The 26,028-nt window shown below is 63.6% G+C and carries 18 protein-coding genes and 1 other annotated feature; of the genes, 2 read left to right on the top strand and 16 right to left on the bottom strand.

Annotated elements, in window-relative coordinates; genetic code table 11:
- Positions 1 to 4 precede the first annotated feature (4 nt).
- The 11 genes from CAL22_RS19645 to CAL22_RS19600 all read right to left on the bottom strand — a co-directional run bounded on the left by CAL22_RS19645 (position 5) and on the right by CAL22_RS19600 (position 12,525).
- On the bottom strand, positions 5 to 1,252 hold the full coding sequence (locus CAL22_RS19645) for an MFS transporter (RefSeq protein WP_094816058.1): 1,248 nt from the start codon (positions 1,250 to 1,252) through the stop codon (positions 5 to 7).
- 150 nt (positions 1,253 to 1,402) lie between these two features.
- The gene (locus tag CAL22_RS19640) at positions 1,403 to 2,860 is read right to left on the bottom strand and encodes an aldehyde dehydrogenase family protein (RefSeq protein ID WP_094816056.1); all 1,458 of its coding nucleotides are present in this window, start codon (positions 2,858 to 2,860) and stop codon (positions 1,403 to 1,405) included.
- A 35-nt stretch (positions 2,861 to 2,895) separates the two neighbouring features.
- Positions 2,896 to 4,497, bottom strand: a complete 1,602-nt coding sequence (locus CAL22_RS19635) for a GMC family oxidoreductase (protein ID WP_094816054.1) — start codon at positions 4,495 to 4,497, stop codon at positions 2,896 to 2,898.
- An 811-nt stretch (positions 4,498 to 5,308) separates the two neighbouring features.
- Entirely contained in the window at positions 5,309 to 6,064 is a 756-nt protein-coding gene (locus CAL22_RS19630; protein WP_432264315.1) for a maleate cis-trans isomerase family protein, read from the bottom strand.
- Positions 6,061 to 6,516, bottom strand: coding sequence for an acyl-CoA thioesterase (locus tag CAL22_RS19625; RefSeq protein WP_094816052.1), 456 nt, complete (start codon positions 6,514 to 6,516; stop codon positions 6,061 to 6,063). Before CAL22_RS19625 ends, CAL22_RS19630 begins: the two co-directional genes overlap by 4 nt.
- Positions 6,513 to 7,685 (bottom strand): FAD-dependent monooxygenase, encoded by a 1,173-nt coding sequence (locus tag CAL22_RS19620; RefSeq protein ID WP_094816050.1) that lies wholly within the window; start codon positions 7,683 to 7,685, stop codon positions 6,513 to 6,515. The genes CAL22_RS19625 and CAL22_RS19620 overlap by 4 nt, the downstream gene beginning before the upstream one ends.
- The gene (locus tag CAL22_RS21475; protein WP_348271696.1) at positions 7,682 to 7,942 is read right to left on the bottom strand and encodes a hypothetical protein; all 261 of its coding nucleotides are present in this window, start codon (positions 7,940 to 7,942) and stop codon (positions 7,682 to 7,684) included. The genes CAL22_RS19620 and CAL22_RS21475 overlap by 4 nt, the downstream gene beginning before the upstream one ends.
- The gene (locus CAL22_RS19615) at positions 7,939 to 8,526 is read right to left on the bottom strand and encodes a VOC family protein (RefSeq protein WP_348271695.1); all 588 of its coding nucleotides are present in this window, start codon (positions 8,524 to 8,526) and stop codon (positions 7,939 to 7,941) included. The genes CAL22_RS21475 and CAL22_RS19615 overlap by 4 nt, the downstream gene beginning before the upstream one ends.
- Positions 8,523 to 10,208 (bottom strand): AMP-binding protein, encoded by a 1,686-nt coding sequence (locus CAL22_RS19610; RefSeq protein ID WP_244193949.1) that lies wholly within the window; start codon positions 10,206 to 10,208, stop codon positions 8,523 to 8,525. The genes CAL22_RS19615 and CAL22_RS19610 overlap by 4 nt, the downstream gene beginning before the upstream one ends.
- A gap of 14 nt (positions 10,209 to 10,222) precedes the next feature.
- Positions 10,223 to 11,194 carry a Bug family tripartite tricarboxylate transporter substrate binding protein gene (locus CAL22_RS19605; RefSeq protein WP_094816046.1) on the bottom strand — a complete coding sequence of 324 codons (972 nt, stop codon included), beginning with the start codon at positions 11,192 to 11,194 and terminating at the stop codon, positions 10,223 to 10,225.
- Between the two features lie 128 nt (positions 11,195 to 11,322).
- Positions 11,323 to 12,525 carry an alpha/beta hydrolase gene (locus tag CAL22_RS19600; protein WP_094816044.1) on the bottom strand — a complete coding sequence of 401 codons (1,203 nt, stop codon included), beginning with the start codon at positions 12,523 to 12,525 and terminating at the stop codon, positions 11,323 to 11,325.
- A gap of 145 nt (positions 12,526 to 12,670) precedes the next feature.
- Between CAL22_RS19600 and CAL22_RS19595 the strand changes: the two genes are divergently transcribed.
- Both CAL22_RS19595 and CAL22_RS19590 read left to right on the top strand, forming a co-directional pair.
- Positions 12,671 to 13,459: a TetR/AcrR family transcriptional regulator gene (locus tag CAL22_RS19595; protein ID WP_094816042.1), complete on the top strand. Its 789-nt coding sequence runs from the start codon at positions 12,671 to 12,673 to the stop codon at positions 13,457 to 13,459.
- Between the two features lie 100 nt (positions 13,460 to 13,559).
- Positions 13,560 to 13,613: a sequence feature (sul1 is cis-regulatory element that is thought to sense ions involved in sulfur or methionine metabolism; They are found in Alphaproteobacteria), on the top strand.
- Positions 13,614 to 13,697: 84 nt separating this feature from the next.
- Positions 13,698 to 15,176, top strand: a complete 1,479-nt coding sequence (locus tag CAL22_RS19590; RefSeq protein ID WP_094816040.1) for a SulP family inorganic anion transporter — start codon at positions 13,698 to 13,700, stop codon at positions 15,174 to 15,176.
- Here the strand turns inward: CAL22_RS19590 and CAL22_RS19585 are convergent.
- The 5 genes from CAL22_RS19585 to CAL22_RS19565 form a co-directional block, all read right to left on the bottom strand.
- The gene (locus CAL22_RS19585; protein ID WP_094816038.1) at positions 15,173 to 16,006 is read right to left on the bottom strand and encodes a metallophosphoesterase; all 834 of its coding nucleotides are present in this window, start codon (positions 16,004 to 16,006) and stop codon (positions 15,173 to 15,175) included. The genes CAL22_RS19590 and CAL22_RS19585 overlap by 4 nt on opposite strands.
- Positions 16,007 to 16,033: 27 nt before the next feature.
- Positions 16,034 to 19,084, bottom strand: coding sequence for an efflux RND transporter permease subunit (locus CAL22_RS19580; protein ID WP_094816036.1), 3,051 nt, complete (start codon positions 19,082 to 19,084; stop codon positions 16,034 to 16,036).
- Positions 19,081 to 22,149: a multidrug efflux RND transporter permease subunit gene (locus CAL22_RS19575; RefSeq protein WP_094816034.1), complete on the bottom strand. Its 3,069-nt coding sequence runs from the start codon at positions 22,147 to 22,149 to the stop codon at positions 19,081 to 19,083. Before CAL22_RS19575 ends, CAL22_RS19580 begins: the two co-directional genes overlap by 4 nt.
- On the bottom strand, positions 22,146 to 23,282 hold the full coding sequence (locus CAL22_RS19570; protein ID WP_094816032.1) for an efflux RND transporter periplasmic adaptor subunit: 1,137 nt from the start codon (positions 23,280 to 23,282) through the stop codon (positions 22,146 to 22,148). Before CAL22_RS19570 ends, CAL22_RS19575 begins: the two co-directional genes overlap by 4 nt.
- Positions 23,283 to 23,413: 131 nt before the next feature.
- The gene (locus CAL22_RS19565; RefSeq protein ID WP_094816030.1) at positions 23,414 to 25,927 is read right to left on the bottom strand and encodes a TonB-dependent siderophore receptor; all 2,514 of its coding nucleotides are present in this window, start codon (positions 25,925 to 25,927) and stop codon (positions 23,414 to 23,416) included.
- Positions 25,928 to 26,028: the final 101 nt, after the last annotated feature.

Raw genomic sequence — 26,028 nt, 5'->3', positions numbered from 1 at the left:
GCCTTCACCCTATATCCGATCGAGTAAAGACCATGGCGACCACTGCGCCCACCGTCAGCAGCGCCCCGCTCACCATGAAAGCCATATCGTAGCGACCGGTCGCAGAGATGATGTATCCCGTTGCGATGGGGCCTAGTGTGCCAAAGATATTGCCGCCAGTGAGCTGAACCGAGATCGCTTTCCCGGCATTCTCCGGGCTCTTCAACAGGTCGGCTGTCAGGGCGATGTTCAAGGACATGCCCGTGGCCAATCCGGTCAGCGAGATCGTTATCAGGACGAGAATCACCGCGACGTTGTCGGTAAGCGGTGTGAAAAGCACGATGGCTGCGCTAAGCATCGAGACGACGATGATGTTGCGTCGTGCTCCCGTGGAGGCTCCGCCGCGCTTTTCGAGCCAACGGTCGCTCCAGTGTGCCAGGCCCCAAGAGGCCACGGCTGCAATAAAGTAGGGCAGAGCAGTGAATACGCCCGACTTAACAATGGAAAGATTTTTGGAAACCGCAAGATGGCTCGGCAGCCAAGTCAAGAAGACATACTGCGTGTAGGCGGCGCATCCGTGAACAAAGGCAATGGCGAGCATGGACCTCGAGCGCAGAAGCTTGGCGAGTCCGCCACGCGAGGCCGGCTTACCGGCCGCATTGTCTCTTTCTTTGACGATCAGAGCGAGCTCTTCCGGCTCGAGCCAGGAGGCTTCTTCCGGACGTCGATACCAGATCATCCAAGCCACCAGCCAGACGAGCCCGAGAGCCGCAGCCACAAAGAAGGCCCATCTCCAGCTGGATACCGAGATGACCCAGCCGAGCAGAAGGGTGCCAAATGCCGGACCGGCGTAGCAGCCGCTGTTGAGCATGGTCGACGCCAGGCCGAACTCTTTCTTCGGACTCCAGTCTCGCAAGGCCTTGGCACCCGCGGGGAAAGTGGAGCCTTCCGCCGCACCCATCAGCAAACGAGACCAGATCAGAGACCAGAAGCCAACGGCGAGGCCGCTAAGCATGGTGGCTCCGGACCAGATGGTGACGCCGACGGTATTGACGATTTTCGCGCCGTACTTATCAGTCAGCAGGCCGCAAGGGATCAGGAGTAAGAGATAGGTCCAAACGTAGGACGAAAAGAGGTATCCCATTTCGATGGGACCCAGACCGAACTCCTTGGCGATGGCGGGGCCGCCGATGGATAGTGCCACGCGGTCGACATAGTTGAATGCAACCACCAAAAAAAGGCCTGCATAGACCAGATAACGTTTGTTTTTCACGGACCCCTCCTGGGATGTCTGCGTTCAGGTTCAGCTTGGCCGACCTGCCGCTTATAAGTTGTTCTCATCGTGTGTCTGCGAGAGGCGCTTTGCCGTACAGCATTGACGCCATGCTGTGCGGCGGGCGGCGAGCGCCCCTCTAGCGCCTGCTTAAACCGGGTCGCGTAGGGAAATCGTCACGACCTTTTCCTCCGTCATGTCTCGGATCAGGTATTTGGGGCCCTCGAAGCCATAGCCGCTGTCCTTGACCCCGCCATAAGGCATGCCATCATTGCGCGAGCTGGAGGTCTCATTGACGTGCAGGCCGCCGACGTGCAGCCGGCGCGCCATGAAAAATGCCGTGTTGACATCATTGGTGAAAACGCCCGCGGCCAACCCGTAAGGCGTGGCATTAATGCTTTCGATCACCTCCGAGATATTGTCAAAGGGCAGCAGCGTGACCACAGGGGCGAAGATCTCCTCGTCCATGACCTTCATGCCACTTCGGACGTTGGTCACAATGGTCGGTTCGAGTACGGATTTGTTGCGGCTGCCCCCGGTGAGGACTTGGGCGCCCATCGCAACGGCTTCCTTGATCCAGGACTCGGCGCGCATCGCCTCCCGCTCGGCGATCATGGGGCCGAAATCGACCTCAGCTTGTTTGGGATCACCGCTTCGCAGCGCACTCGTGGCTTTCTCGAGCCGAGCACTCACTTCCTCCATACGAGACCGGGCGACGTAGAGCCGTTGTATCGACGTGCATACCTGGCCCGCCTTGCGGAACGTGGCGCGAAGGATGCGAGGTAACGCGAGGTCGAGGTCGGCGTCGGCGCACAGCACCGTGCAGGCGATGCTTCCTAGTTCCAATTGCGTGCGCCGCGCCCCGGCTTTCTGTTGAATGATGCGGCCTACGCGTGTGCTGCCAGTAAACGTATAGAAATTGATGTCCTGTTCTTCCAGCAGCCATTCACCCGCCTCGGCGCCTTCGCCCTGAATGAGGGATAGCACTTCGGCTGGCCAACCCGCTTCGATCAGGACGTCGCAGATCAGACTGGCCGTCAAGGGCGTGTACCCCGATGGCTTGATGATCACGGCATTGCCGGCTGCGATGGCGGGAGCGACTTTGTGCAGCAGCGCGTTGAAGGGGGCGTTAAACGGTGTGATCGCGCAGACGATGCCGACAGGGGTGCGCAAGGTAAACGCCAAGCGGTCTTTTTGGCCAGGATTGCTGTCCATCGGAATCATCTCGCCGCAGATTCGTTTGGCTTCCTCTGCCGCGATTTCCAGCGTGTCCAGACCGCGAGCGATTTCGTTGAATGACTCCGCGGCGGTGAAACCTGCCTCCAGAGCCATTATGTCGATGAACACCTGCTTGCGAGACTGGATAATGTCCGCTGCTTTGCGCAGAATGCGCGAGCGCTCATAGCCGTCGGGGATCTTGTCGAGATTCTGGCGGGCAACCACGACGGCCTGCTTGATGAGCGCTTGCGAAGTTTGGTCGACCTGCGCAATCGCTTCGCCGGAGTAACGGTCGTAGACGGTAAACGAGGTTGCGCCGCCTACGCGTTGGCCGCCAATCAGGCTTTGCAGCGAAACGGATTTAAGAACATTGAGGTCGACCGTAGTCATATATAGCTCCTTGATATGAATTTGTGGTGGCGTGCTTACGCGGCAAGCACCATGTCGGCTGCCTTCTCGCCTATCATCAGACTGGCTGCGAGAGTGTTGGCGGAGGGGACTTGGGGCATGACAGACGCATCTGCGATACGCAGGTTCTGCAGGCCATGGACACAAAGATTCGCGTCCACTACGGCCATCAGGTCGTCACGCGCTCCCATCTTGCAGGTGCCAACCATGTGATAGCCCGTGGTTCCCTTTTGCCTGGCATAGTCCAGCCATTCGTCATCGCGCGACACATCCGTTCCGGGTTGCAGTTCACTGGCCAGGAACGGCGCCATGGCCGAGGACAACATGAGCTGCCGGGCCAGTTTCAAGGCTTCGACGAGGGTGCGTTGATCCAGTTCGTGCGCGAGAAAATTCGGTTGGATGAGCGGCGCGACAAGGGGGTCTTTCGACTGAACGCGGACGTAGCCACTGCTTTCAGGACGTTGCTGGCGGGCACCGGTGCTCATGCCGGGCAAGTCATCCAGGACATAATTGCTGCCGGGCTTGTAGCTCGCTGGCGTAAAGAGCACCTGGATATCGCCCCGATGCGGGCTGTAACGGGTTTTCCAGAAGACGTGAACCATCGACGGGCTCAGGCTGAGAATGCTGGGTTTACGCAGAAACCAGTTGAGTATCTCCTTGCCCAGGCGCCAGCCCCTTGCCAGCTCATTCAGCGTGGTGACGGATTTCGCCCGCGAAATGGAGCGTACGGTGTAGTGGTCGCGGAAGTTCTCTCCGACCCCCGGCAGCGCATGCCTCACCGGTATGGCGTGCTGGGCCAGAAGTTCTGCCGGGCCGATGCCCGAGAGCTGCAGAATTTTCGGAGAATTCACCGCACCCGCGCTCAGGATGACCTCATGGTTGGCGTAGAGCGTGTGTGTGGCGCCCCCTTGCAGGTACTTAACGCCAACAGCTCGCTTGCCTTCGAACAGGATTTCGCACACTTGGGCATCCGTCTTTAGCTGGACTCGCCCCGTTTTCATGGCTGGTCTGAGGAAGGCATCCGAACAGCTCACGCGCTTGCTTTGGTAGATATAACGCTGGAAGTAACCGGCGCCGAGCTGATGTTCCCCGTTGTAGTCGGGATTCTCGGGGATGCCGAATTCCGAACAGCCTTTGATGAAGGCCTCGCACAGAGGCGATGTCCAGTCCGGATTGGTGACAGGCAGCTCGCCAGACAGGCCGCGATACGCGGGATCGCAAGGGCCGATTCGGTGCTCGGAGCGCTTGAAATAGGGCAGAACGTCCGAATAGCCCCAGCCGGGATTTCCCATTTCCCGCCAATCGTCAAAGTCCTCGCGTTGACCGCGCGAATAGACTAGGCCGTTGACCGAGCTTGAACCGCCAACCACGCGTCCTTGCGGCATCGCGATTTTGCGGCTGTGGGTGGCGAGGGAGGGCTCGGCTTGATAGTTCCAGGTGATCTTGCCGGCATAGAGTGTTTTCACGAAACCCGCAGGCACGCGAATGAAGAAATTCCTGTCCTCGCACCCGGCTTCAAGCACACAGATGGTTCGATGAGTACGTTCGCTCAGTCTCTTGGCGATGACAGAACCCGCCGGGCCACTGCCAACGATTATGTAGTCTACGTATTCCTTCATTTTCCCTATGCGACTCGCATCGTCTGTGTGAACTTGCGCATAGGCTACGAGCGTGGATACATTCGTTCAATCAATATTTATCTATGTATAAACATTCAAATTAATTATGTATTGAAAGTCTGTTGTGGCTCGCCAGGCTGGGAGATGCTGAGTCGAGAAATGGCGCTTTCAGCGATGCGGCATCAGTGCGCGGCCAGATCCAGGGCAGATCGAGGCCGCGTTAATGCGTTGAGGCGAAGGGGTAGATCCAGGGTGGGGGTACGTAGATGCCTGGGCCAGGTCGCTACGTGTAGGGTGGGCCCGCAAGCGGGAGGCCGCAACGATGGCGGCGCCTGACGGCGCGCCTACGGGGCCTGGTGGTTGAGCGGATCTGACACGTGGTGGAGCGGCATCGACGGTGTCGTTGTCGACGGCATCGTCTTGCGATCAGCCTTGGCGAACCCGGAGGCGGCGCGTCATGCACGTGAGCGCGGCGAAGGCAAGCACCGTATGGGGAAGAGACCTTCAGGAGTCGGCGGTGGCGTGGCGGTAAACGGTACCGCGACCATCACGCCGGCCGCGGTGCCATAGCATCGAGAACAGCCGCCGACGGGTAGGACATGTGTCGAATACGCGATGGCACTTCCGCCGTCACGAGCACGTGATGCGGCTGACGACGAGCAACAAACCAGCTATGCCCTGCTTGGGGGGTCAGCAGCCGCTTTCTCCGGCCTTCGTGCCTGGCCCGTCCATCGGGCCGGCCGTCTGAACGACTGGGCGGTGGACTCGGGGCAGAGGCAGCCTTTGCCCGCGATTCACGCGGACGTCGCAGCTATTGAATCTCCAGCAGCCGCCCATAGCCAGGGATGCGGGCATCCAGCGCCAGCAGATCGAGCATGTTCCGCGCGGTGCAGATGGCGGTGGAGGTGACGGGCAGGCCGAGGCTGTTCTGCGCTTGCTGGATGGCCGGCAGTGAAGGCATTTGCACGCAGGCGGACAGCACCACCACATCGGCGTTGGCGGTATTCAGCTTTTTGACGTCTTGCAAGAGCTGTTGCGGGTCGCGACGGCCGACTTCCAGGTTATCGGGAATTTCGAAGCTCAAACTATCCACAACCTCTATGCCTTCGGCCTCGATGTAGTCGATGACCTTTGCGGTCAGGCCCTTCATATAGGGGGCCATGAGGGAGATTTTCTTGGCGCCGAGTTTGCGCAGCCCGTGTATGAGGGCGCCAGCCGATGTCATCACGCGGGATTGCGCGGCATTGGCGGCGACCACGGCGGCGAAGTCTTGTTCGACCTGGCGATGGTAGCCCGGCCCCTGCGCCATGATCGCGACCAGACATGCGGTGCTCATGACATCGACTCTTGCGTCGGCCAGTTCCGCTGCGCAACGCACGCCTTGGGCGTTCATGGCCTGCAGTTCCTCGGGCGTCACTTTGTGCATGCGCATGCGCGCGGAGTGAAACGTGAAGCGTTCGGGATGGTCCTGTTCGCGGCGGCGCAGTATCTGCGGGATTTCGGTCTCCATCGTGGTGTTGGAGCTGGGCACAATCTGGCCGATGCGATAAGTCTTGGTCATGTTCATGTCTCGTACGTATGGCTTTCAAGCAAGGAACGCAGCGCTGCGGGAATGGCGACGCTTTTGCGTTGGCCGTCGCCCGGAATGCAGATCGCGCTGAATCGCCCGAGGAAGATGTCGCGGCCGCCCTCCTGATAGCCGTGCACGCGCATGTCAAAGGTCGAGCGGCGTATCTCCTGGACGCCGACCCTGATCTCAAACTCGTCTTCGGGCCAGAGCGCGCCGCGAAAGTCCATATCCAGGCCCCGGCATGGCATGCCGATACCAAGCTCGCCGAGCAGTTGCCTGAACTCGACAGGCGCCAGGTTCGCGTAGAAGAGGTTGACGGCCGCGAGCATGTAGTCGACGAATTTGCCGGTGTAGACCACGCCCGCGGGGTCGCACTCTCCCCAGCGAACGCGCCGCCGAACGACAAAGGGCGTGGCGCTGATCACGCTTTCATAGCTGATGAGGGTCATGGCTGCGCCCCATGGCGGGCGGTGGCGCCCGAGGTCTGCAGCGCGGCATAAAGGGCGGGATAGGCGGCAGCCAGGCGCTGGTCATTCACGCGTCCGGTGCGGGTCATGAAGTGGTAGACGAATTGATGCGGCGTGTACTGACGCAGCCAGTTGCCGACCTCTTCGTACCAGAGATAGGAGCGTTCAGAGGCGGAGATCAGCTTTTCTTTCTCCGGTCGGCGCTTTTGCTCGAAGGCGTGCAAGGCCTGCCTGATCGTGCCGTCGGCCTCGCCTACGGCTTGGGCCAGGGCGATGGCATCCTCCATGGCGATGCGGGTTCCGGAGCCGATGGAGAAATGCGCGCTGGTCTGCGCGTCGCCGATCAGCACCTTGTTGCCGCTATGCCAGCGTGCGTTCCTGATGACGGGAAACTGCCGCCACGCCGAGTTGTTCGACAAGAGCGGGAAGCCGTCCAGTTCGGCGGCGAAGACTTTTTCGAACAGGGCCGCTCTGTGGTCGGGGCTGAGTTCTTCCATCCCGAAGCGGTGCCATGTGGCGTCGTCGCACTCGGCGACGAAGGTGCTGCGGTCAGCGGCATAGGGGTAGTAGTGGGCCACAAAGGAGCCGCCCTCGTACTGCCGAAAGACGAGCGCCGGGCTGGGGAAGGCTTTGCCGACCCCAAACCATGCGAAATGGTTGGTCAGGTGCGAGCGATGCGTGCCAAAGCCGGCCTCATCTTCATGGCGCACCATGGAGTTCACCCCATCGGCACCCACGATCAGATCGGCATCGCCCAGGCCCAGGTCCTCCAGATCGGCCAGCGACGCCAGGCGTACGCCGCTGCGGATCTCGACGCCTGCCTGTAAGGCCGAGGCTTGCAATACCTCCAGCAGATCGATGCGGCGGATGGCGCCGCCTTTGTCGGGACGTTCGATGACAAGCGGGGTTTCCTTGACGGTGATGACTTGCCGGTCGGTGAAGGCCATTTTCGCAATGAGCGCGTCGTGGCTCTCCGCGTCGGCCGCGTGCAGGCTATTGCGGCCCGAGCTTGCCATCACGACGCCAAAACCAAAGGTGGCATCCGGCGGGTTCTGTTCGACGACCGTGACGGACCAGGCCGGCTGCCGCTTGCGCACCAGCATGGCAAAGTACAGGCCGGCCGGGCCTCCGCCTATGACTGCGATCTTCATGGGCAGCTCCGGTCGACGATGCGCAGCGTGTCCTTGTCGAATTGAACGACTTCGCCGATCAGCCCGCCCGTGAGCGCACCGTTCCAGACCGCGGGCTTGAAGCCGAGGTCCTGCCGCGAGAATCGCAGCTCGCCCTGCGCCTCGATGCGCCAATAGCCCTTGGTCGGGCCCAGGACGCGCAGCCCTTCGCGCTGGCGCGCATGCTGCACCAAGGGGGAAAACTCTTCGACGTCGAGTACGAAAATCGTGGGCATCACACGTTCTCCAGTTCTTGCGCGAGCAACTGCGCCTTGCGCTGCCAGACCGCATCGATGCCGGTGAGCGCGCCGGGTTGCTGCGACAGTTCCACTGCGGCGTTGATGGTGCGTGCGGCGTCGTCGATGTCCAGTTGGGTGAACGGGCGCGCTTGCCAGGTGATCTCGATGGAGTAGCCGTTGGGATCGAAGAAGTAGATCGACTCGATGACTTCGTGGCGGATCTGGTAGTTCAGTTGGATTCCTGCCGCCTCGACCTTGGCGCGGCAGGCGAGCAGTTGTTCGCGTGTGTCCACGCGCCAGGCGGTGTGGGTGGCTTTGTAGCGGTAGTCCGGCTTGGGCTGAGCGAAGTCCGGTTGATCGGCCCCGATGTAGTAGAAGAACGCGATGGTGCTGTGATTGCCGCTGTCAAAGAAAAAATGCAGAAAATCGGCGTGATTGTCCGGCCCCCAGCCGCGCGCGGAGATCGCATGGACCAAAGGCAGGCCGAGCAGATCGCGATAGAAATGCACGGTCTCAGCCAGTTTCCACGTCGGGCGTGCGGTGTGATGGACGCCTTGCAGCGGTAACGATTGTTGCTTGCTCATTCTGTTTCTCCCTTCTTGGCTGCCGCTTCCGCGGCCAGCTTGTCGACGATCAATTGGCGCAGGATGACCTTGCTGAGCTTGCCCGTTTTGGTCATGGGGAACTCGTCGACGCTCTCCACCCGCTCTGGCCACTTGAATTTGGCCAGCCCTTCTTCTTTCAGAAAGGCACCGAGGGCGGCGACGTCGGGCGCGGTCTGGCCCGGCTTGGCTTGAATGAAAGCGCAGGCCCTTTCTCCCAGCACGGGATCGGGCATGGCACAGATCTGCACATTGGTGACGGCTGCATGGCGGCGGATGAGGATCTCCACTTCTTCGCAATTGATCTTCTCCCCGCCACGGCTCACGACATCCTTGGTGCGGCCGCGAAACTGGAAGTAGCGCACGCCATCGATGGTGCGGGCCATCATCAAGTCTCCTGACCGGTAGAAGCCGTCCGCCGTGAACTGCTCACGGTTTCGGTCCTCCGCCTTGTAATAGCCATGGATGGTGTACGGGCCGGAGAATGCGCACTCGCCGTCCACCTCGTCTTCGGTGATCTCCTGATCGGTGCCCGGCACCAGCAGCTTTACCCGGTCGTGCTCCGAGACCGGCCGGCCGACGGTGTAGTCCTGGATGATCTGCGGGTCTTCTTCCCGCGTCAGCATGATGACGCCTTCGGTCATGCCGAAAATGTGCCGCACCGGCGCATTGAAGATCTGCCGCAGCCGTGGACCGCCATTGGGCGCGATGACGCCGCGCAGGCGCCGCAGTTGCAACTGCCCCGAGTCCAGCGCGGGCTGAATGCGGGCGAGCAAGGCACCCACCGACAGCCAGGTCGGTTGATACGTTTGCAGGGTCTGCAGCACGTCCGCCGTGCTCATGCTCGGCGCGAGAACGACTGTGCCGCCCGTCATGAGGAAGGGCCCGAAGCAGCAACCCATGTTCAGGTTGTGGACCATGGGCAGCGGCATGAACAGCGCATCCTCGCTGGTGTAGCCATTGACCTTGGCGACGGACCGCATGTTGTATAGGTATTCGCTATGGAAACGCGGGATGATCTTGGGCGCGCCGGTGGTGCCGCCAGAGAGCTGAAAGACGGCCACCTGTAAGGGGTCGCGGCAGACCTGTTGCAACCACTGACGCGCTTCGGCCGGCTCGATGCCGTTGGCCAGCGCATGCAGGCCGACGGCGCCGTCACGCGTGGCGCCGCGGGCTTGAATGATCCACTCGATGCCGGGGATCCGGGCTTGCATCTGCCGCGCAAATTCGACGTCATCGAACTTGGGGTCGTCTCCCTGGACGATATGCAGCCGGGCTTCCCCGAGCTCGGCGAGAAAGCCGATCTCGTGTTCGCGGTGCGCCGCAAGCGTGCAGATCGGGATGATTCCGGCTTTCAGGCAGGCCAGGAAGACGATGACCAGCTCCGGGCTGTTGCCCAGTTGCAGCACCGCTCTGTCCAAGGGCCGCACGCCCATTTTGAGTAGCGCGCCGCCGAGGCGGTCTGTGATGTCGTCGAGCTGACGATAGCTGTACGACTGCTCCGTGCATTGCAGCGCGATATGGTCGGGGAAACGGGCGACGGATTGTTGGAATCCTTCCACCAGCGTTTCGTCGGTCAATGCACCGGCCTCGACGTAGCGGCGCACGGTGTGTGGCGAGGGGTAGACCACGCCGGGAATGTGGTGTTGAACTTCTGCCTTCACGATCGCTGCCTCGCTCATTCCGCCGTAATGTTCATCTGCTTGATGACGTCACCCAAAAGCGCCTGCTGTTCGCGCAGGAAAACGGCCGCTTCTTCAAGGGTGGATGTTTTGGGATAGGTGCCCAGGTTGCGGAATTGCGCGATCACTTCCGGCTCTGCGAGCACCTGGTTGAGTTGGGCATTCAGCTGCTTGAGAATGCCGTCCGGCGTCCCTTTCGGCGCATGGAGGGTGAACCAGCCATAGATGACCATCCCCGGGACGGTGTCCTTGGCCAGCGGGATGCCTTCCAGGCCGGGCAGTTCAGCGTCCGCGGCGACCGCCAAGGCTTTGAGTTTGCCGCCTTTGATCAGGCCGGTCAGCGGGGCCACGGCATCGGCATACATATCGATCTGCCCGGAGACGACAGCCTGCACGCCCTGAGGCGAGCCGGAGAAGGGGATTTGCCTGACCTTGACCCCGGCTTTGGCCGCGAGCAGCCCGGAGGCCAGGTCCGGGATGGAGCTGCGCGTCGGGCTGCCGATCGTGACGCCTTCGGGGTGGGCGCGCGCCTGGTCCAGCGCTTGAGCCAAGGTATTCGGAGCAAATTGCTTGCTGGCGGTGAACACCATGGGGGTGATGCCCACGGTGCCGACGATGTCGGCGTCCCGCGTCATCGAGTAGTTGGCGCTTTTGTACGTCAGTGGGGTGACCGCCGCCACGGCAGCCTGGGCGAATCCCAGGGTATAGCCGTCGGCGGGCGCTGCTTTTAAGGCATTCATCATGACGATGCCGCCGGCGCCCGGTTTGTTCTCGACGATGATGGTTTGCTTCATGCGTCTGCCCAGGGCGTCACCGATGACGCGGGCCATCACATCCGGCGCACTGCCGGCAGGGGAGGGCACGAACAAACGAATCGGTTTGTCGGGGAAGCCCGCCGCGGCGTGCGCGCCCGGGACGAGCAAAGCCGCGGCAGCCAGAGCCGCCAGCGTTGATCTGATTGACAGCATGGGTATGTCTCCTGAATTCGGGCGAGCGCCACGTTCGTCGCGACGGGGTCAGCTCATCTTCTTGTGGTTTTCCGCCACCCGGGCCAGAGAGGTCGTCCCGGGCAAGGGCGTTGCTGCGGACTGGGAAGCTATGCGTGCGTGGGCAGATGGGTTCGCAACCAGTCCTGAATGTGGCGCCCGGCGATCAACTGGCCAGATTCTTCTGCTTCGTTTAACGCCATGCCGTGATGATTGCCGCGGACTTTGACGCGGGTCTTGTCGGTACTGCCCAGCGAGGCAAATATCTGATCCATATCGCTGGGGAACGCCGCCTGGTCGCCGGTGTATTCCAGCATCAAGGTCGGAAGGCTCAGTTCGCCGCCAAACTGCGTGAAACTGGCGCGGGAGCTGAGGCCCGACCATGTCGATAGCCATGATTCGGGCGTGATCAGCCGCGCAAAGGCAATGCTGCCCATGTTCGAGACGAAGGGGTCCGCGCCCCATAGCGAACCTATTGCCCGGTCGGAAGGGTCAAGCTTCAGATCCCAGCAGCGCAGGTCCGCGTCAGTGCGCCACAAGGTCAGGATAGGCGTGAACGCGGCGCGTCGCCGCAGGTCCGCCGTGGCGGCGTCGCCTTGCTGCTTGAGGTCTTTGCGCGCCGCGGCGCGTGTGGCGATCAACTGATGGGCCAGCGTGTCGAGGCGAGTGACGCGTGCCTGCTGGGCGGCCCGATAGCGGCGCACGAAGTCCGCGTCATAGGTGGCGGACGTTGTTGACAGGCTGAAGCCGTTGTCCGGACTGAAGGGGTCGAGCTCGGGAAGGACTGAGAAAGGATCCGACTCGTTCTCGACGGAAGGGTCCAGACTCTGCATGAGCAACTTGCCCTGGCCGGGATGGGGGGACACGAAAATCAACGCATCCGGCGCGGGCATGTCGGCCTCGGCCAGTTTGACGGGCCGTCCGCCGGGGGTATGGCTGAGCCGGCGCTCGGGCGCGCGCAGGGCTTGCTGGGCGTAGAAGCCGAAAAGCCCCGCTCCACCCGAGGTGCCTTGCAGCGTGATATGGGTAAAGCCGAGTTTGCGCAGATGCACCAGGGCGGCTGCCACGTCGAGCAGGGCCACTTCGTGTTCCAGGCGCAAATCGTTGCCGATGGCGCGGGGTGCCTGCACCCAGCAGGCTGCGCCGGCGTCCAGGATATCGGGCACCAGATAGGGCGTGCCGGAGAACTCGCGCGGATGCATCAGGCAGACCACGGATGTCTCCTTGCCCGTCTGGCTGTAGAGCAAACCCAAGGTGCGCTGGCCATCGGCCGTGCGTAAGGGGTAAGGCCGCAAGCGGTACGGCCTGTCCATGCGTTGCGCGGACCAGCCCGCGCCTCGTAGCCCCGCCGTTACCGCCGCTTTTTTGATCTCGCTCAAGTCTGCCTCGCTCTTTAATTGACACCCTGTAAATTAATGCTAGGGTAAAATTGATGCACAGTCAATTAGGGGTTCACGCTTGGCAAAAAAAGAAGCTGCTACCGCGCCTGTCACCGCCTCTGCAAGCCGCGCCACCGCGAGCGAAGCGCCGCGCCGGCGCGGCCGTCCGCCGAAGGTCGCCCAGGAAAGCCTGGCCGACACGCCGCTGATTTCGCGTGCCCAGATCATCGAGCGGGCGGTGCAGCTCACCAAGGTCGAGCCCTTGGAGGAGTTGTCCATCGTCGGCCTGGCACGGGACTTCGGTGTCGCGTCCTCGTTGATCCACTACTACGTCGGCAGCCGGGATGGATTGATTTCCGGGGTGGTGAACGAGTACTTCAAGCGCCGGGTGCAAGGGCTGGTCGAGCTCACCGGGCAGTGGCGCCAGGATATCGAGCGCCATGCGCGTTTGAGCTACGACTTCATGGTCGAGTACGGCGGGGTGTTGCGCTATGTGATGGCGCACAATCGGTTCCGCCTGTTTCAGCAGGTGGAGGCTGGCCAGACGGACTATGGGCTGGTGTATCTGAACCGCGTGGCCGAGATCTTTCGCAGCGGGGGGTTCAGCCCTGAGGACACCGCGATGGGCTACCACCTGCTCGCGCAATACATCATGACGGCCGCCTATGCAGATGTCAGCCGCCAGTTGCCCGCCATGCATGCCAAATACATCCGCAAGCGCTTGGAGGCCGCCTCCACGCAGGACTATGCTGCGGCGCATTACATGCTCGGGCCCTTTACCGAACTGGACGCCAAGCGCAGCTTCGAGACCGGCTTGAAAATGCTGCTGGATTCCATGGCGCAGTGGCGCAAGACGCCGTCAGCGTGAGGCCTGGGGCCCGCCAGGGCTGCAGGCCATCGACCTGCGCGTGTAGAATTCCGCCCACGGCTTCTGCAACGGAAGCCGTGTCGCTCTGACAGCGATCTTTGGTGGACCCGGCCAGGCCGGGTGGCTCGGCCGGGCGCCTATCCCTCGGACAACTTCAAGCGAATGCGGGCTCATCCGCAGCCCGGCAGATGACGCGCAGGGTCGCGGCGTTTCGCTTGCCAACGTCAGCTCAGCTTTCATGTCTTTTCTTTCCACGTTTCGCCGCGACTGGCTGTCCAGTCCGCGCGCCGATGTATTGGCGGGCATTGTGGTGGCCCTTGCCCTGATCCCCGAGGCCATCGGCTTTTCCATCATCGCGGGGGTAGATCCGCGGGTAGGGCTTTATGCCTCGTTCTCGATCGCGGTCATCATTTCATGCGTCGGTGGCCGCCCCGGCATGATCTCGGCGGCTACGGCGGCCGTGGCGGTATTGGTCGGGCCTTTGGTCAAAAGCCACGGGCTGGAGTATCTGTTTGCCGCCACGCTGCTCATGGGAGTATTTCAGGTCATCGCGGGGTTCTTGCGGCTGGATCTGCTGATGCAGTATGTGTCGCGCTCGGTCATCACGGGCTTTGTGAACGCGCTGGCCATCCTGATTTTCATGGCGCAGCTGCCGCAATTGATCGGGGTCGGTCCAACCACCTATGTCATGGTGGCGGCAGGTCTGGCGATCATCTATCTGTTTCCCTACCTGACGCGTGCGGTGCCGTCGCCGCTGGTGGCGATCCTCGTGCTCACGGCGATCTCGATCTATTTTGGGCTGCAGGTCAACACGGTGGGCGACATGGGGGCGTTGCCTTCGGCGCTGCCCAGCTTTGCCTTGCCCCAGGTGCCGCTGACGCTGGATACGCTGCGCACCATCTGGCCTTATTCGCTCACCATGGCGGCGGTCGGTCTGTTGGAGTCGATGCTGACCGCGCAGATCGTGGACGATATGACGGATACGCCCAGCGATAAGCGGCGCGAATGCAAGGGGCAGGGCATCGCCAATTTCGTGACCGGATTGCTCGGCGGCATGGGCGGATGCGCCATGATCGGTCAGTCGGTGATCAACGTGCGTTCGGGCGGGCGCAGCCGCCTGTCCACGTTCGTGGCGGGAGCCCTTTTACTGTTTCTGATCGTGGTTTTAGGGCCGTGGGTGGCGCGCATCCCCATGCCGGCGCTGGTGGCCGTCATGATCATGGTGTCCATCGGCACATTCAGTTGGAACGCTGTGTTCAAACTGCGGACCCATCCTTGGCAGTCCAGCGTGGTCATGTTGGCGACGGTGATGGTCGTGGTCTGGACGCATGATCTGGCGCGCGGCGTGCTGACCGGGGTATTGCTAAGCGGCGTATTCTTCGCCGGCAAGGTCAGGCGGATGTTGAGCGTGCGCAGCAGCCTGTCGCCGGATGGCCGCCAGCGTCGCTATGACTACAGCGGGCAGGTCTTCTTTGCGTCCGCAGGCCGCTTTGCTCAGGAGGTCGATTTCAAAGAGGCCGTCGATGGCGTCGTGCTCGACGTCTCGGCCGCCCATTTCTGGGACATCTCCGCGGTGGAGGCCTTGGACAAGGTGGTTATGAAGCTCAGGCGCGCGGGCAAGCAAGTCGAGGTGGTCGGGCTGAACGCGGCCAGCGCAACGATGGTGGAGCGGTTTGGCGTCCATGACAAGCCGCAAGCCTGCGGACGGGGCGATTAGCGCGCCGCCACGTCCACGACGCAGTGCGGGCGAAAGCCCTCCTGCTCGCCTTTTTTCTGATAGCCCAGTGTGTTGGCGATGACGTGGCACCGGCGGCCGGTGGCGGCGTCTTGGACGACGTAGTCATTGGGGCAATGCAGATGGCCGTGTATCCAGAGATCGGCGTGCACGAAAAGGTCGTCCAGGGCATTGCAAAACCCGGCCGTACCCGGGGTGAGGCCATAGCGGGGATCGGCACTGCGCAGGCTGGGCGCGAAATGCGTGATAACCACGGTCGGCCCGGCGAACGGGCACGCCAGGGCGTCGCGCAGCCAATGCTGGCATTGCAGTCCCAGTTCGCGCAGGTCTTCGGCCAGCATGGGCTGGCCGTCGTCTTTGAACGTGGTGTTCTTGCGCAGATAGAAGTTGGCGGCCCGGTAGGCTTTGTCGAGCTGCTGGCGGCGCGCGGTCTCGGTTGACTGGCTGCTGGCCAAGGCTTCGAAGTCGGTCCAGAGGGTGGTGCCGACAAAACGCACGCCATCCAGATGCAGCGTATCGCGCTCGAGCCAGTGAATGCCCAGCTGCGCACACAGCGCCTTGAGCCTTGCGGTGGCCGCGTGATAGCCCAGGCCGTCGAACTCATGGTTGCCTGGCACGAACACAATGTGGCGGGCGCGCCCCGGCGCATGCGCGAAGCGCCCCAGGCCGAAATCGTCGTCCGGCAGGCGGGAGCCGGCCTGATACGAGCCGATGTCGCCGGCCAGCACCAGCACGTCGGCGTCGGGGGCGGGCGAGAACACGAAATCCGGGTTGGTTTCGAGGTGCAGATCGGAGAGCAGTTGGATGCGCATGCGCTTAGTGTAGAGCGCATGGCCGCCTTACGACGCGCGCCGCGCGCGGGCCTGCCGCCACCGTTGCCGCAGGCCATCGAGGGCCAGGTAGACCACCGGCGTGGTGTAGAGCGTGAGCAGCTGGCTGATGAACAGGCCGCCCACGATGGCCACGCCCAGGGGCCGCCGCAACTCCGAGCCTTCGCCCAGGCCCAGCATCAGCGGCAGCGCACCCAGCAAGCCGGCCAGGTTGGTCATGAGGATGGGGCGCAGACGCAGCATGGCGGCGCGGTGGATGGCCGCCGGCGGGCTCATGCCTTCGCGCCGCTCCAGCACGAGCGCGAAGTCGATCATCAGGATGGCGTTCTTCATGACCACCCCCACCAAGAGGAACAGCCCCAGCAATGCGATGAGCGAGAACTCCATGCCGGCCAGACGCAGCGCCAGCAGCGCTCCGATGCCGGCCGACGGCAGGGTCGAGAGGATGGTCAGCGGATGCAGCAGGCTTTCATACAGAATGCCCAGGACGAGATAGATCGCGACCAGCACGGCCAGAATCAGGAGCGGCTGATCCTGCATCGCTTTCTGGAAACTGCGCGCGCTGCCGCCGAGCCGGGTTTGAATCTGCGCTGGCAGCATGAGCTCGGCCATGTTGCGGTCTATGGCCGCCAGGCCCTGTTCCAGGGACACACCTGGCGCCAGGGAAAAGCCCAACCCCGTGGCCACGAACTGCCCGTCGTGAAAGACCCGGTCGTTGACCATGCTGTATTCATACTTTGCGAAAGCGGTCAGCGGCACGCGTTCGCCGCTGGCCGTCAGGACCTGAACGCGTTCCAGCACATCGGGATCCTCGGTGTAACGGGGATCGAGTTCGAGCACGACGCGATACTGATTGAGGGGATCGTAAAGGGTAGCGATCTGCCGCTGGCTGAACGAGTTGGACAGCACGCTGGCGACGGTCTGCATGTCCACGCCCAGGCGCTGCGCGGCCAGCCGGTCGATGTCGATGTAGACCTGTTGCGTGGCCGCATCGCCGACGGCATCCACGTTCTGCAGTTCTGGCGCGTCCTGCAGTTTCTGCGAGATCTTGCGCGACCATTGCCGCAGCATGCCGACGTCGCTGGCCAGAATGGCCAGTTCATGGTCTCCCGAGGTGTCGAAACCGCCGGGCAGGCGCAGATCCTGATCGACGTTGATGTAGAACATGCCGCCAGCGACCTCCGGCGCATGGCCGCGCAGCCAATCGACCACTTGCGAGGCGCTTTCCTGGCGATCCGGTTTGAGGCGGATGAGAAACAGCGAGTTGCTGATGCCCAGGCTGCCGCCGTTATAGCCGATGACGTCCTGCACCGCGGGGTGCTGCAGCACCAGTTTGCGATAGGCATCGATCTTGGGCTGCATGACCTGGAAGGAGAAGCCGTCATCGCCGCGCACGAAGCCAAGCAATTGGCCGGTGTCCTGCGTGGGCAGAAAGCCTTTGGGCGATTGGGTATAGAGCACAACGTTCAGGCCGATGATGGCGGCCAGCGAGGTGAGCGTCAGGCGTGGATGGCGCAGCGTGCGCCAGAGGCTGTCGCCGTAGGCGCGCTGGACGTTGCCAAACAGCCGGCCGCTGGCGCGCGGCGCCGTGGGCTTGAGCCAGGCGGCGCAGAGGCTGGGGATGATAAGGATGGCCACGCCAAGCGAAATGAGCGTGGCCGCAATCAGGGTGATGGAGAACTCCCGGAACAGGCGTTCCACCAGACCACCCATAAAAAGGATGGAAGCGAAGACCACGGTCAGCGCCAGCGTCATGGCGACCAAGGTAAAACCCACTTCGCGGGCGCCGCGCAAGGCGGCGCGCCGGGCGGACAGCCCCGCCTCCATGTGCCGGCGGATGTTTTCCAGCACGACGATGGCGTCGTCGACCACGAGCCCCGCCGCCACGATGAGCGCCATGAGCGAGAGGTTGTTCTGGGAGAAGCCGGCCAGATACATCACCGCGAAGGTGGCGATCAAACTGATGGGGATGGCCAGGCTGGGAATGGCCGCCGCACGCCAGTCGCCCAGGAAGAACCACACCACGAGGACGACCAGCAGCGTGGCCAGGCCCAGGGTGATATGCGCTTCTTTCAAGGTGGCCTTGATGCCTGGAGAACGGTCCAGCACGACGGTGAGATCGACATCGGCTGGCATCAGCGCGCGCAGCGCCGGCAGGGTCGCGTCGATGGTGGCGATCGTGTCGATGATGTTGGCGCCCGGCTGGCGGCTGATCATCAGCACGACGGCCGGGTTGCCGTTGTGAAAGCCGCTGCTGTAGCGGTCTTCCACCGAGTCGCTCACCTTGGCGACCTGCCCGAGCCGGGTGATGGCGCCATCGCGGTGCCGCAGCACCAGGGTTTCATAGTCGCGCGCCAGTCGCGGCTGGTCCTGCGTGGCGATCTCCCAGCGCTGGCCGGGCGCTTCGACCATGCCTTGCGGGCCCAGTACGGCTGCCTGGTCGATGGCGCTGCGCACGTCGTCCAGGGCCAAGCCGTATTGCGCCGCCAGATTGGGGTTGATCTGCACGCGCACCGCGGGCAATGAGCTGCCGCCGAGTGTCACCTCCCCCACGCCGGGCACCTGCGCCAGGCGTTGCGCCAGCACGGAGGCGCCGATGTCGTATAGCGCGCCCGCCGAACGGGTGGGAGAACTGAGGGCGAGCGCCATGATGGGCGCTTGCGAAGGATTGACCTTGCGGTAGGTCGGGCTGCCTGGCATGCCCGAGGGCAGGTCGCTGCGTGAGGCATTGATGGCCGCCTGCACATCGCGCGCGGCGGCATTGATGTCGCGATCGAGTTCGAATTGCAGCAGAACGCGGGTGGCGCCCTGGTTGCTGGAGGAACTGATGGCCGTCACGCCCGGGATGGAGCCCAGTGCGCGCTCGAGGGGCGCGGCCACGGTGCTGGCGATGCTTTCCGGGCTGGCGCCGGGCAGTTCGGCGCGCACTTCGATCGTCGGAAAATCCACTTGAGGCAGCGGTGCCACGGGCAGCAGCCGCCAGGCCACCAGCCCGATCAGTATCAGCGCCAGCCCCAGAAAAATGCTGGCGACCGGGCGTTGGATGAGGGCGCGGATCATGACCGCGGCGCGGGCCGGGCTTTCATGGACCGCGCCTGACCCAGCTTATGGAAAAACAGATACACGGCCGGCGTGGTGAAGAGCGTCAGCATCTGACTCACCAGCAGGCCCCCCACCATCACCCACCCCAGGGGCTGGCGCAGCTCCGCGCCGGAGCCGCTGGCCAGCATGAGCGGCAAGGCGCCGAATAGCGCCGCCAGCGTCGTCATGAGGATGGGCCGCAGCCGTAGCAGAGCGGCTTCGCGTATGGCTGCCAGCGGGGTCATGCCGCGTTGGCGTTCGGCCTCCAGGGCAAAGTCCACCATCATGATGCCGTTCTTCTTGACCAGGCCGATCAGCAGAATGATGCCGATGACCGCGATCAGGTCCAGCGGCCGGCCGCCGATCATGAGGGCGAGCAGGGCGCCCACGGTGGCCGAGGGCAGGGTCGAAAGAATGGTGATGGGATGGATGGCGCTTTCATACAGCATGCCCAGCACCAGATACATGGTGACGATGGCCGCCAGCATCAGCCACAGCGTATTCGAGAGCGAGGCCTGGAAGGCCGCCGCGGCGCCCTGCATGCGCAACTCCACGCCGGCGGGTATGCCGATCTCGGCACCCGTGTCCTGGATGGCTTGCACCGCTTCGCCCAGCGACGCGCCCGGCGCGAGGTTGAAGGAAAAATTGACCGACGGGAACTGGCCCAGGCGCGATAACGTCAGGGGCGCTTCGCGTTCTGTGACGGTGGCCAGCGTGGCCAGAGGTATGGGTTGGCCGGCCGCCGTCTGAAGATAGATGCGATCGAGCGCCTGGGGCGTGGCGGCGAGCTCGCGGTCGACCTCCATGACCACGCGATACTGATTCGACTGCGTGAACAGCGTGGCGATCTGTCGTTGCCCGAAGGCGTTGTAAAGCGCCTGCGCGACGTCCTCCATGCTCAGGCCCAGGCGGGCGGCGGTGTCGCGCGAGACCTCCAGATAGGCTTGCCGGCCGCCGCGTTGCAGATCGGCGGAGACGCTGCTCAGCGCGGGCACCGCGCTCAAGGCCTGCAGCAATTGGCTCGTCGCTTGCGCCAACAGCCCGGCGTCGGGGGAGTTGAGCGTGAACTGGTATTGGCCCCGGCCGACGCGGTCTTCGATATTGAGTTCCTGCACGGGCTGCAGGTACAGCTGGATCCCCTGCACCGACCTGGCTCGCTCATTCAGGCGCGGGATGATCTCGGCAATGGAGGTCGACCGCTCGCCCCAGGGTTTGAGATTGATCAGCAGCCGGCCGGTATTGAGGGCGGTGTTGGCGCTGTCCACGCCAATGAAGGACGACAGGCTGGCCACATCCGGATCGTCCAGCAAGGCTTGGGCCATGGCCTGTTGGCGGCTGGCCATGGCGCCGTAGGAAGTGGTTGGCGCCGATTCGGTCACGCCCTGCAGCAAACCACTATCCTGCGTGGGGAAAAATCCTTTCGGAATGGCGGCGTAGAGCAGGCCGGTCAGCGCCAGCGTGGCCAGCATGACAGCCAGCGTGGCGCGCTGGTGGCGCAGCGTGACATCGAGCAGGCGTGCATAGGCGGCCTGCAGGCGGCTCATCAACCCGCCCGGGCGCTCGGTGTGCGCCGGCAGCATATAGGCGCACATCATCGGCGTGAGCGTGAGCGAGACGACGAGCGAGATCAGGATGGCGACCGCCAGGGTGACCGCGAATTCCCGGAACAAGCGCCCTACGACATCTTCCATGAACAGCAGGGGGATGAGCACGGCGATGAGCGATAGCGTGAGCGACACCAGGGTAAAGCCGATCTGGCTGGCGCCTTTGAGTGCGGCGTCCAGCCGGCTCAGGCCCTGTTCGCGATAACGCGCGATGTTCTCCAGCATCACAATGGCGTCGTCCACGACGAAACCCGCACCGATAGTCAGCGCCATGAGCGTGAGATTGTTGGCCGAGAACCCGGCCAGATACATGACGCCGAAGGTCGCAATGAGCGACAGCGGCACGGCCAGGCTGGGGATGAGCGTGGCGGGCAGGTTGCGCAGGAACAGGAAAGTCACCAGCACCACCAGGCCGACGGCGAACACCAGCTCCCACTGCACGCCGCGTATCGAAGCGCGGATGCTTTGCGTGCGGTCGGTGAGCACGTCGATCTTGACCGCGGCGGGCAGGGAGGCAGCCAATTGCGGCAACAGCGCCTTGACCTGCTCGGCCACCTCGATCACGTTGGCGCCCGGCTGGCGCTGGATATTGATCAGCACCGCGGGCTGGCGATCCACCCAGGCGGCGAGGTAGCGGTCTTCCGCGCCATCCTCGACTTTGGCGATGTCGCCCAGGCGCACGGGGGCGCCATTGCGCCAGGCCACAATGAGCTCCCGGTATTCGCCAGCGCTTTGCAGCTGGTCGTTGGCATCCATGAGCACGTTGCGCAAGGGGCCGTCGAAGCTGCCCTTGGGCTGATTGCTATTGGCCTTGGCGATGGCATTTTGCACATCGGTCGATTGCAGGCCTCGCGCGGCCAGGGCCAGCGGGTTGAGCTGCACGCGCACCGCGGGCCGTTGTCCGCCGGCCAGGCTGACCATGCCCACGCCCGAGAGCTGCGCCAGGCGCTGCGTCATGCGCGTATCCACCAGATCGTAGACCTGCGGCAGGCTCACCGTGTCGGACGTGACCGCCAGCGTCAGGATGGGGACGTCCGCCGGATTGACCTTGCGGTAGACGGGCGGGGCGGGCAAGTCCTGGGGCAGCAGCGCGCTGCTGGCGCTGATGGCGGCCTGGACTTCCTGTTCGGCCACGCCCAGGGGCAGGGTCAGGGCAAACTGCAGGGTGATGACCGACACGCCGCTGCCGCTGGAGGATGACATCTGCTTCAGGCCGGGGATCTGGCCAAAGCGCCGCTCCAGCGTGGCGGTCACCACGCGCGCCATGACGTTCGGCCCGGCGCCCGGGTAGTGCGTCGTCACCTGGATGATGGGGTAGTCCACCTGCGGCAAGGCCGCTACCGGCAGGATGCGCCAGGCGAGCAGGCCGGACAGCAGCAGGGCGATCATCAGAAAGCTCGTGGCCACCGGTCGGAGGATGAAAGGGCGCGACAGATTCATAGGTCTTCCTGGATGGCCAGTATCTTTGCCGCGCGGCCTTCGTTTAAGCGATCGACGCCTTCGATGACGACGCGCTCGCCATCGGCCAGACCCGCGAGGATGGCTGCCCGCCCGCCGGTGTTCAGGCCGATCTCCAGCGGCTTGCGGCGCGCCTTGCCTTCGTTGTCGATGACATAGGCGTAGGGGCCTTGCGCGCCATACTGCACGGCCGCCGCCGGGATGGTGAGGGTGTGATCCTGCTGTTGCAGCGTCAGGCGGATGTTGACGAACTGATACGGGAAAAGCTGTTCCTGCTCGTTGGCAAACGAGGCGCGCAGCCGCACGCTGCCGTTGCCCGTACGGTTATCCAGCGCCTGCAGCGTGCCCCGGGCGACGAGGCGGCGGTCGTCGGCATCCCAGGCTTCGACGGCCAGGGTGTCCGCATTGGCCATGGCCTCGCGCAGCAGGGGCAGCCGGGCTTCGGAGATGTCGAACAGGACGGAGGTGGCGCCGGTTTGCACCAGGGTGGCCAGGCCCTGCGTGTCGTTGGCGCGAACATGATTGCCCGCATCGATGCGGCGCAGGCCGATGCGGCCGCTGACCGGCGCGGTGATGCGGGTCAAGGCCAGTTGGCGCCGCGCCTCATCCACCCCGGCCTGGTCGGCCGCCAGTTGGCCGGCATCGTGCTCGACGGCGCTGCGCGCGGCATCGAGCTGGCTTCTGGCGACGGCATCCTGGCGCGATAGCGCTGTATAGCGGGCCAGATCGGCGCGCGCATTGTCCAGCCGCGCACGGGTTTGATCCGCTTTGCCCAGTGCGGCGTTGAGCGCATGTTGGTAAGGGCGGGAATCGATTTCGGCCAGCAACTGGCCGGCCTGCACCACTTGGCCTTCGCGGTAGTGCAGACGCATGAGCAGGCCGCTGACCTGGGGCCGCAACACGATATGCGCCAACGGCGTGACCGTGCCGATGGCATGGAGCTGCAGGCGCAGCGGGGCGGCGCGCGCCAGGACGACCTCGACGGGGACAGCTTGCTGGGCCGCGGGCGCCGCGGCGGATAGAGCTTCATCCCGCTGCGCCCAGAAGGCCAGAGCCGCCAATATCAGGAGCGCTGCCAGCCAGCGCCGTGGGCCAGCCGTGAGCGAAAAAGCCATCTGCGCGTACGAGCAAGGATGTTGGGGACAGGCCGTATTCTATATGGAAATGATTGTTATTTTGCTTGAGGCCGGCGGCGGCCCGGCACCGGCGCGCCGACGGTGCCCGACCGTCGGCGCGCCTGCGGCCATCAGAACTGATAGCGCGCGGTCAGCATGGCGTTGCGCGGTTCGCCATAGACGTTGCTCGGAAAACTCACGCTGCCCGACAGCGCGTTGTAGTACTTCTTGTCGAACAGATTGTTGATGTTGAGCTGCAAATCCAGCTTGGGCGTAGCCTGCCAGCCCAGCACCAGATCGGTAATGGTGTAGGAGCTTTGGCTGATACGGAAGGGCACGCCGCTGGTGGTCCCCGTGTTGTAGATGGCCCCTTGCCGGTAGAACGACCCGCCAACGCGCCAGCCTTGCAAGGCACCCGTCATGCGGTACATGGTCGACAGCTTGAACTGGTGGCGCGGCGTGTCGGTGTCGAACAGCTTGCCCACGTTGGACTCGGTGGCGTCCTTGCGGTACCGGGCGATGGCCACGGTGTAGCCGACACTGACCTGCCAGTTCGGCGTGATAGCGCCTTGGACCTCGAATTCCACCCCCTGGCTGCGGACTTTGCCGGCGGCCGAGTAGCAGGTGACCGTCGGGTAGCCTGCGCACTGGGTTTGATCAGAGGCGCGGAAGGCGCGGTTTTTCTGATCCATGCGGAACACCGCGGCCGAGGTATTCAAGGCCCCGCCAAAGTACTCACCCTTGACCCCGAACTCATAGTTCTGCCCGATGACCGGATCCAGCAGTTTATTGCTGGCATCCATGTAGTTCTGCGGCTTGAAGATATCGGTGTAGCTGACGTAGACGGAGTGATTGTCGTCCACGTCATAGATCAGGCCGGCGTACTTGGTCAGTTCATTGTCGATGCTGTAGCGGTTATGCGCCGTGACCGACGGGGTATTGGCATTGAAATTGGGGTAAGTGTTGACGGTGTCGTGGTAATCGAACCAGTCCAGGCGTGCGCCCAGGATCAGTTTCCAGCGGTCGGCCAGGTTCAGGCGCGTGGTGGCGTACGCGCTGCGTTGCGTGACGCTGCTGTCCATCCAGTCGCGCAAAGGGATGTTGGGATTGGCGACCGCGTTGGGATCGAAGTCGTAGAGGTCCAGATTGCTGTTGAGCACCAGACCCTGGCGGCTGTTGCCATCGAAATCGATATGACGGTAGCTGCCACCCAGCACCAGTTCATGGGTGCGGCCAAACAGGTCGAACGGACCGTTGGCATACATGTCCACGCTGCTTTGCTTTTCTTTCTGCAGGTTGCGCGCGGCCAGCTGCGAGTAGCGGCCGGACGTCATGTTGTAGCTGAGGTAATGCCCCAGCATATCGATCTCGGCCTGCGCGTAATAGGCCGACATATGCATGCGCCAGCCGTTGTCGAAACGGTGGTCTACCGCGGCGAAGGCAGAGTCCGTGGTTTTGTTCCAGTGCTCCCAGTCATTCGCGTACGAGGTCGAGCGGGGCAGATCCAGGTTGCTGCCGTCGCGGCCCACGGGCAGGCCGGTAAAGCCGTTGCCGTGCACCCGGCTCTCCTGGTGCAGCGCGCTGAGCGTGACCGTGGTGGCCTCGCCCAGATCCTTCTCCAGAATGCCGTAGAACGTCTGGCCGCTGCTGCTTTCGCCGCGCTTGTAGCTGCCGTAGTCCTGGGTGGCGATCACCGCGCGGCCGCGCAGGCTGCCGTCCTCGGAGAGCGGGCCCGAAGCGTCGAGTTCGCCGCGGTAGCGATCCCAGCTGCCGCCGCTGGCCATGGCCGAGACCTGGACATCCTTGGTGGGCCGTTTGCGCACCATATTGATGGCCGCCGACGGGTTGCCCGCGCCTTGCACCAGACCGGTGGCGCCGCGCACGATTTCCACGTGGTCATAGATCGCCATGTCGGTGACCAGCAGATCCTGAGACAGGTTGGAACTGTCCAGGGCCACGGGCAGGCCGTCGTACATGATGTTGTCGATGTACATGCCGCGCGCAAAGAAAGAAGCGCGCTCCGGCCCGAAACGGCGATAGAACAGACCGGGCGCGGCCTGCACCACGTCATTGACCGTCGCCAGCCCCTGATCCTGAATGCGCTGGCGCGTCATCACGGTGGTCGCCTGCGGCGTCTCGCGCATGGACAGATTCATGCGGGTCGCGGTGCTGGTGCTGTCGGTGGTGTACGACTGCGTGCCTTCGGTCGTGCCCGGAGCGGCGGCCGAAGCCGTCACGGTCACCAGGGGCAGCGTCGCGGTGTTCTGCGCCAGCGGCGGGGCTGCGCGCAGCACGTAGGCGCCGGTATCCAACTGCACCGCCTGCAGGCCGGTGCCCGACAGCAACAGCGCCAGGGCGCTGCGGGTCGCGTGGCGGCCTTGCACGCCGGCGGTCTGCTTGCCGTCGGTTTGCTCGGCCGTAAAGGTCAGCATGATGCCGGCGGTGCCCGCCAGTTCACGCAAGGCCGGCGCCAACGGGCCCGCGGGGATCTTGAAGTCCGGATGCTGGACCTCGGCGGCCGGGGCGGCTTCCTGGGCGTGGACGGGGGGCGCGGCAAGGGCGACGCCCAGCGCCAACAGCGCAAGGGCGATGGGAGATGGTTGGGGCTGCTCCGGTTGCTGCCGGGCGCGGTGCTGGTTGGGCATGTTCTTCCTCTTGATTGGACCTCCGTAAAATCCGGTCCCTCATTAGGTAGGTGCCGCGACAACGAAAACCGGGCAGTCGAACGCGAAAATTTCTGCGGTTG

This window comes from Bordetella genomosp. 12 (assembly GCF_002261355.1).
Taxonomy (GTDB): Bacteria; Pseudomonadota; Gammaproteobacteria; order Burkholderiales; family Burkholderiaceae_B; genus Bordetella.
Note: the sequence above shows the minus strand (reverse complement) of the source record. Positions and strands in the feature narration are given on the sequence as shown.

Bases quoted from the DNA above. Each gene is read 5' to 3' on its own strand.
- CAL22_RS19640 (WP_094816056.1), bottom strand. From the start codon at position 2,860: ATGACTACGGTCGACCTCAATGTTCTTAAATCCGTTTCGCTGCAAAGC.
- CAL22_RS19635 (WP_094816054.1), bottom strand. From the start codon at position 4,497: ATGAAGGAATACGTAGACTACATAATCGTTGGCAGTGGCCCGGCGGGT.
- CAL22_RS19630 (WP_432264315.1), bottom strand. From the start codon at position 6,064: ATGAACATGACCAAGACTTATCGCATCGGCCAGATTGTGCCCAGCTCC.
- CAL22_RS19625 (WP_094816052.1), bottom strand. From the start codon at position 6,516: ATGACCCTCATCAGCTATGAAAGCGTGATCAGCGCCACGCCCTTTGTC.
- CAL22_RS19620 (WP_094816050.1), bottom strand. From the start codon at position 7,685: ATGAAGATCGCAGTCATAGGCGGAGGCCCGGCCGGCCTGTACTTTGCC.
- CAL22_RS19615 (WP_348271695.1), bottom strand. From the start codon at position 8,526: ATGAGCAAGCAACAATCGTTACCGCTGCAAGGCGTCCATCACACCGCA.
- CAL22_RS19605 (WP_094816046.1), bottom strand. From the start codon at position 11,194: ATGCTGTCAATCAGATCAACGCTGGCGGCTCTGGCTGCCGCGGCTTTG.
- CAL22_RS19600 (WP_094816044.1), bottom strand. From the start codon at position 12,525: ATGGACAGGCCGTACCGCTTGCGGCCTTACCCCTTACGCACGGCCGAT.
- CAL22_RS19590 (WP_094816040.1), top strand. From the start codon at position 13,698: ATGTCTTTTCTTTCCACGTTTCGCCGCGACTGGCTGTCCAGTCCGCGC.
- CAL22_RS19585 (WP_094816038.1), bottom strand. From the start codon at position 16,006: ATGCGCATCCAACTGCTCTCCGATCTGCACCTCGAAACCAACCCGGAT.
- CAL22_RS19580 (WP_094816036.1), bottom strand. From the start codon at position 19,084: ATGATCCGCGCCCTCATCCAACGCCCGGTCGCCAGCATTTTTCTGGGG.
- CAL22_RS19575 (WP_094816034.1), bottom strand. From the start codon at position 22,149: ATGAATCTGTCGCGCCCTTTCATCCTCCGACCGGTGGCCACGAGCTTT.
- CAL22_RS19570 (WP_094816032.1), bottom strand. From the start codon at position 23,282: ATGGCTTTTTCGCTCACGGCTGGCCCACGGCGCTGGCTGGCAGCGCTC.
- CAL22_RS19565 (WP_094816030.1), bottom strand. From the start codon at position 25,927: ATGCCCAACCAGCACCGCGCCCGGCAGCAACCGGAGCAGCCCCAACCA.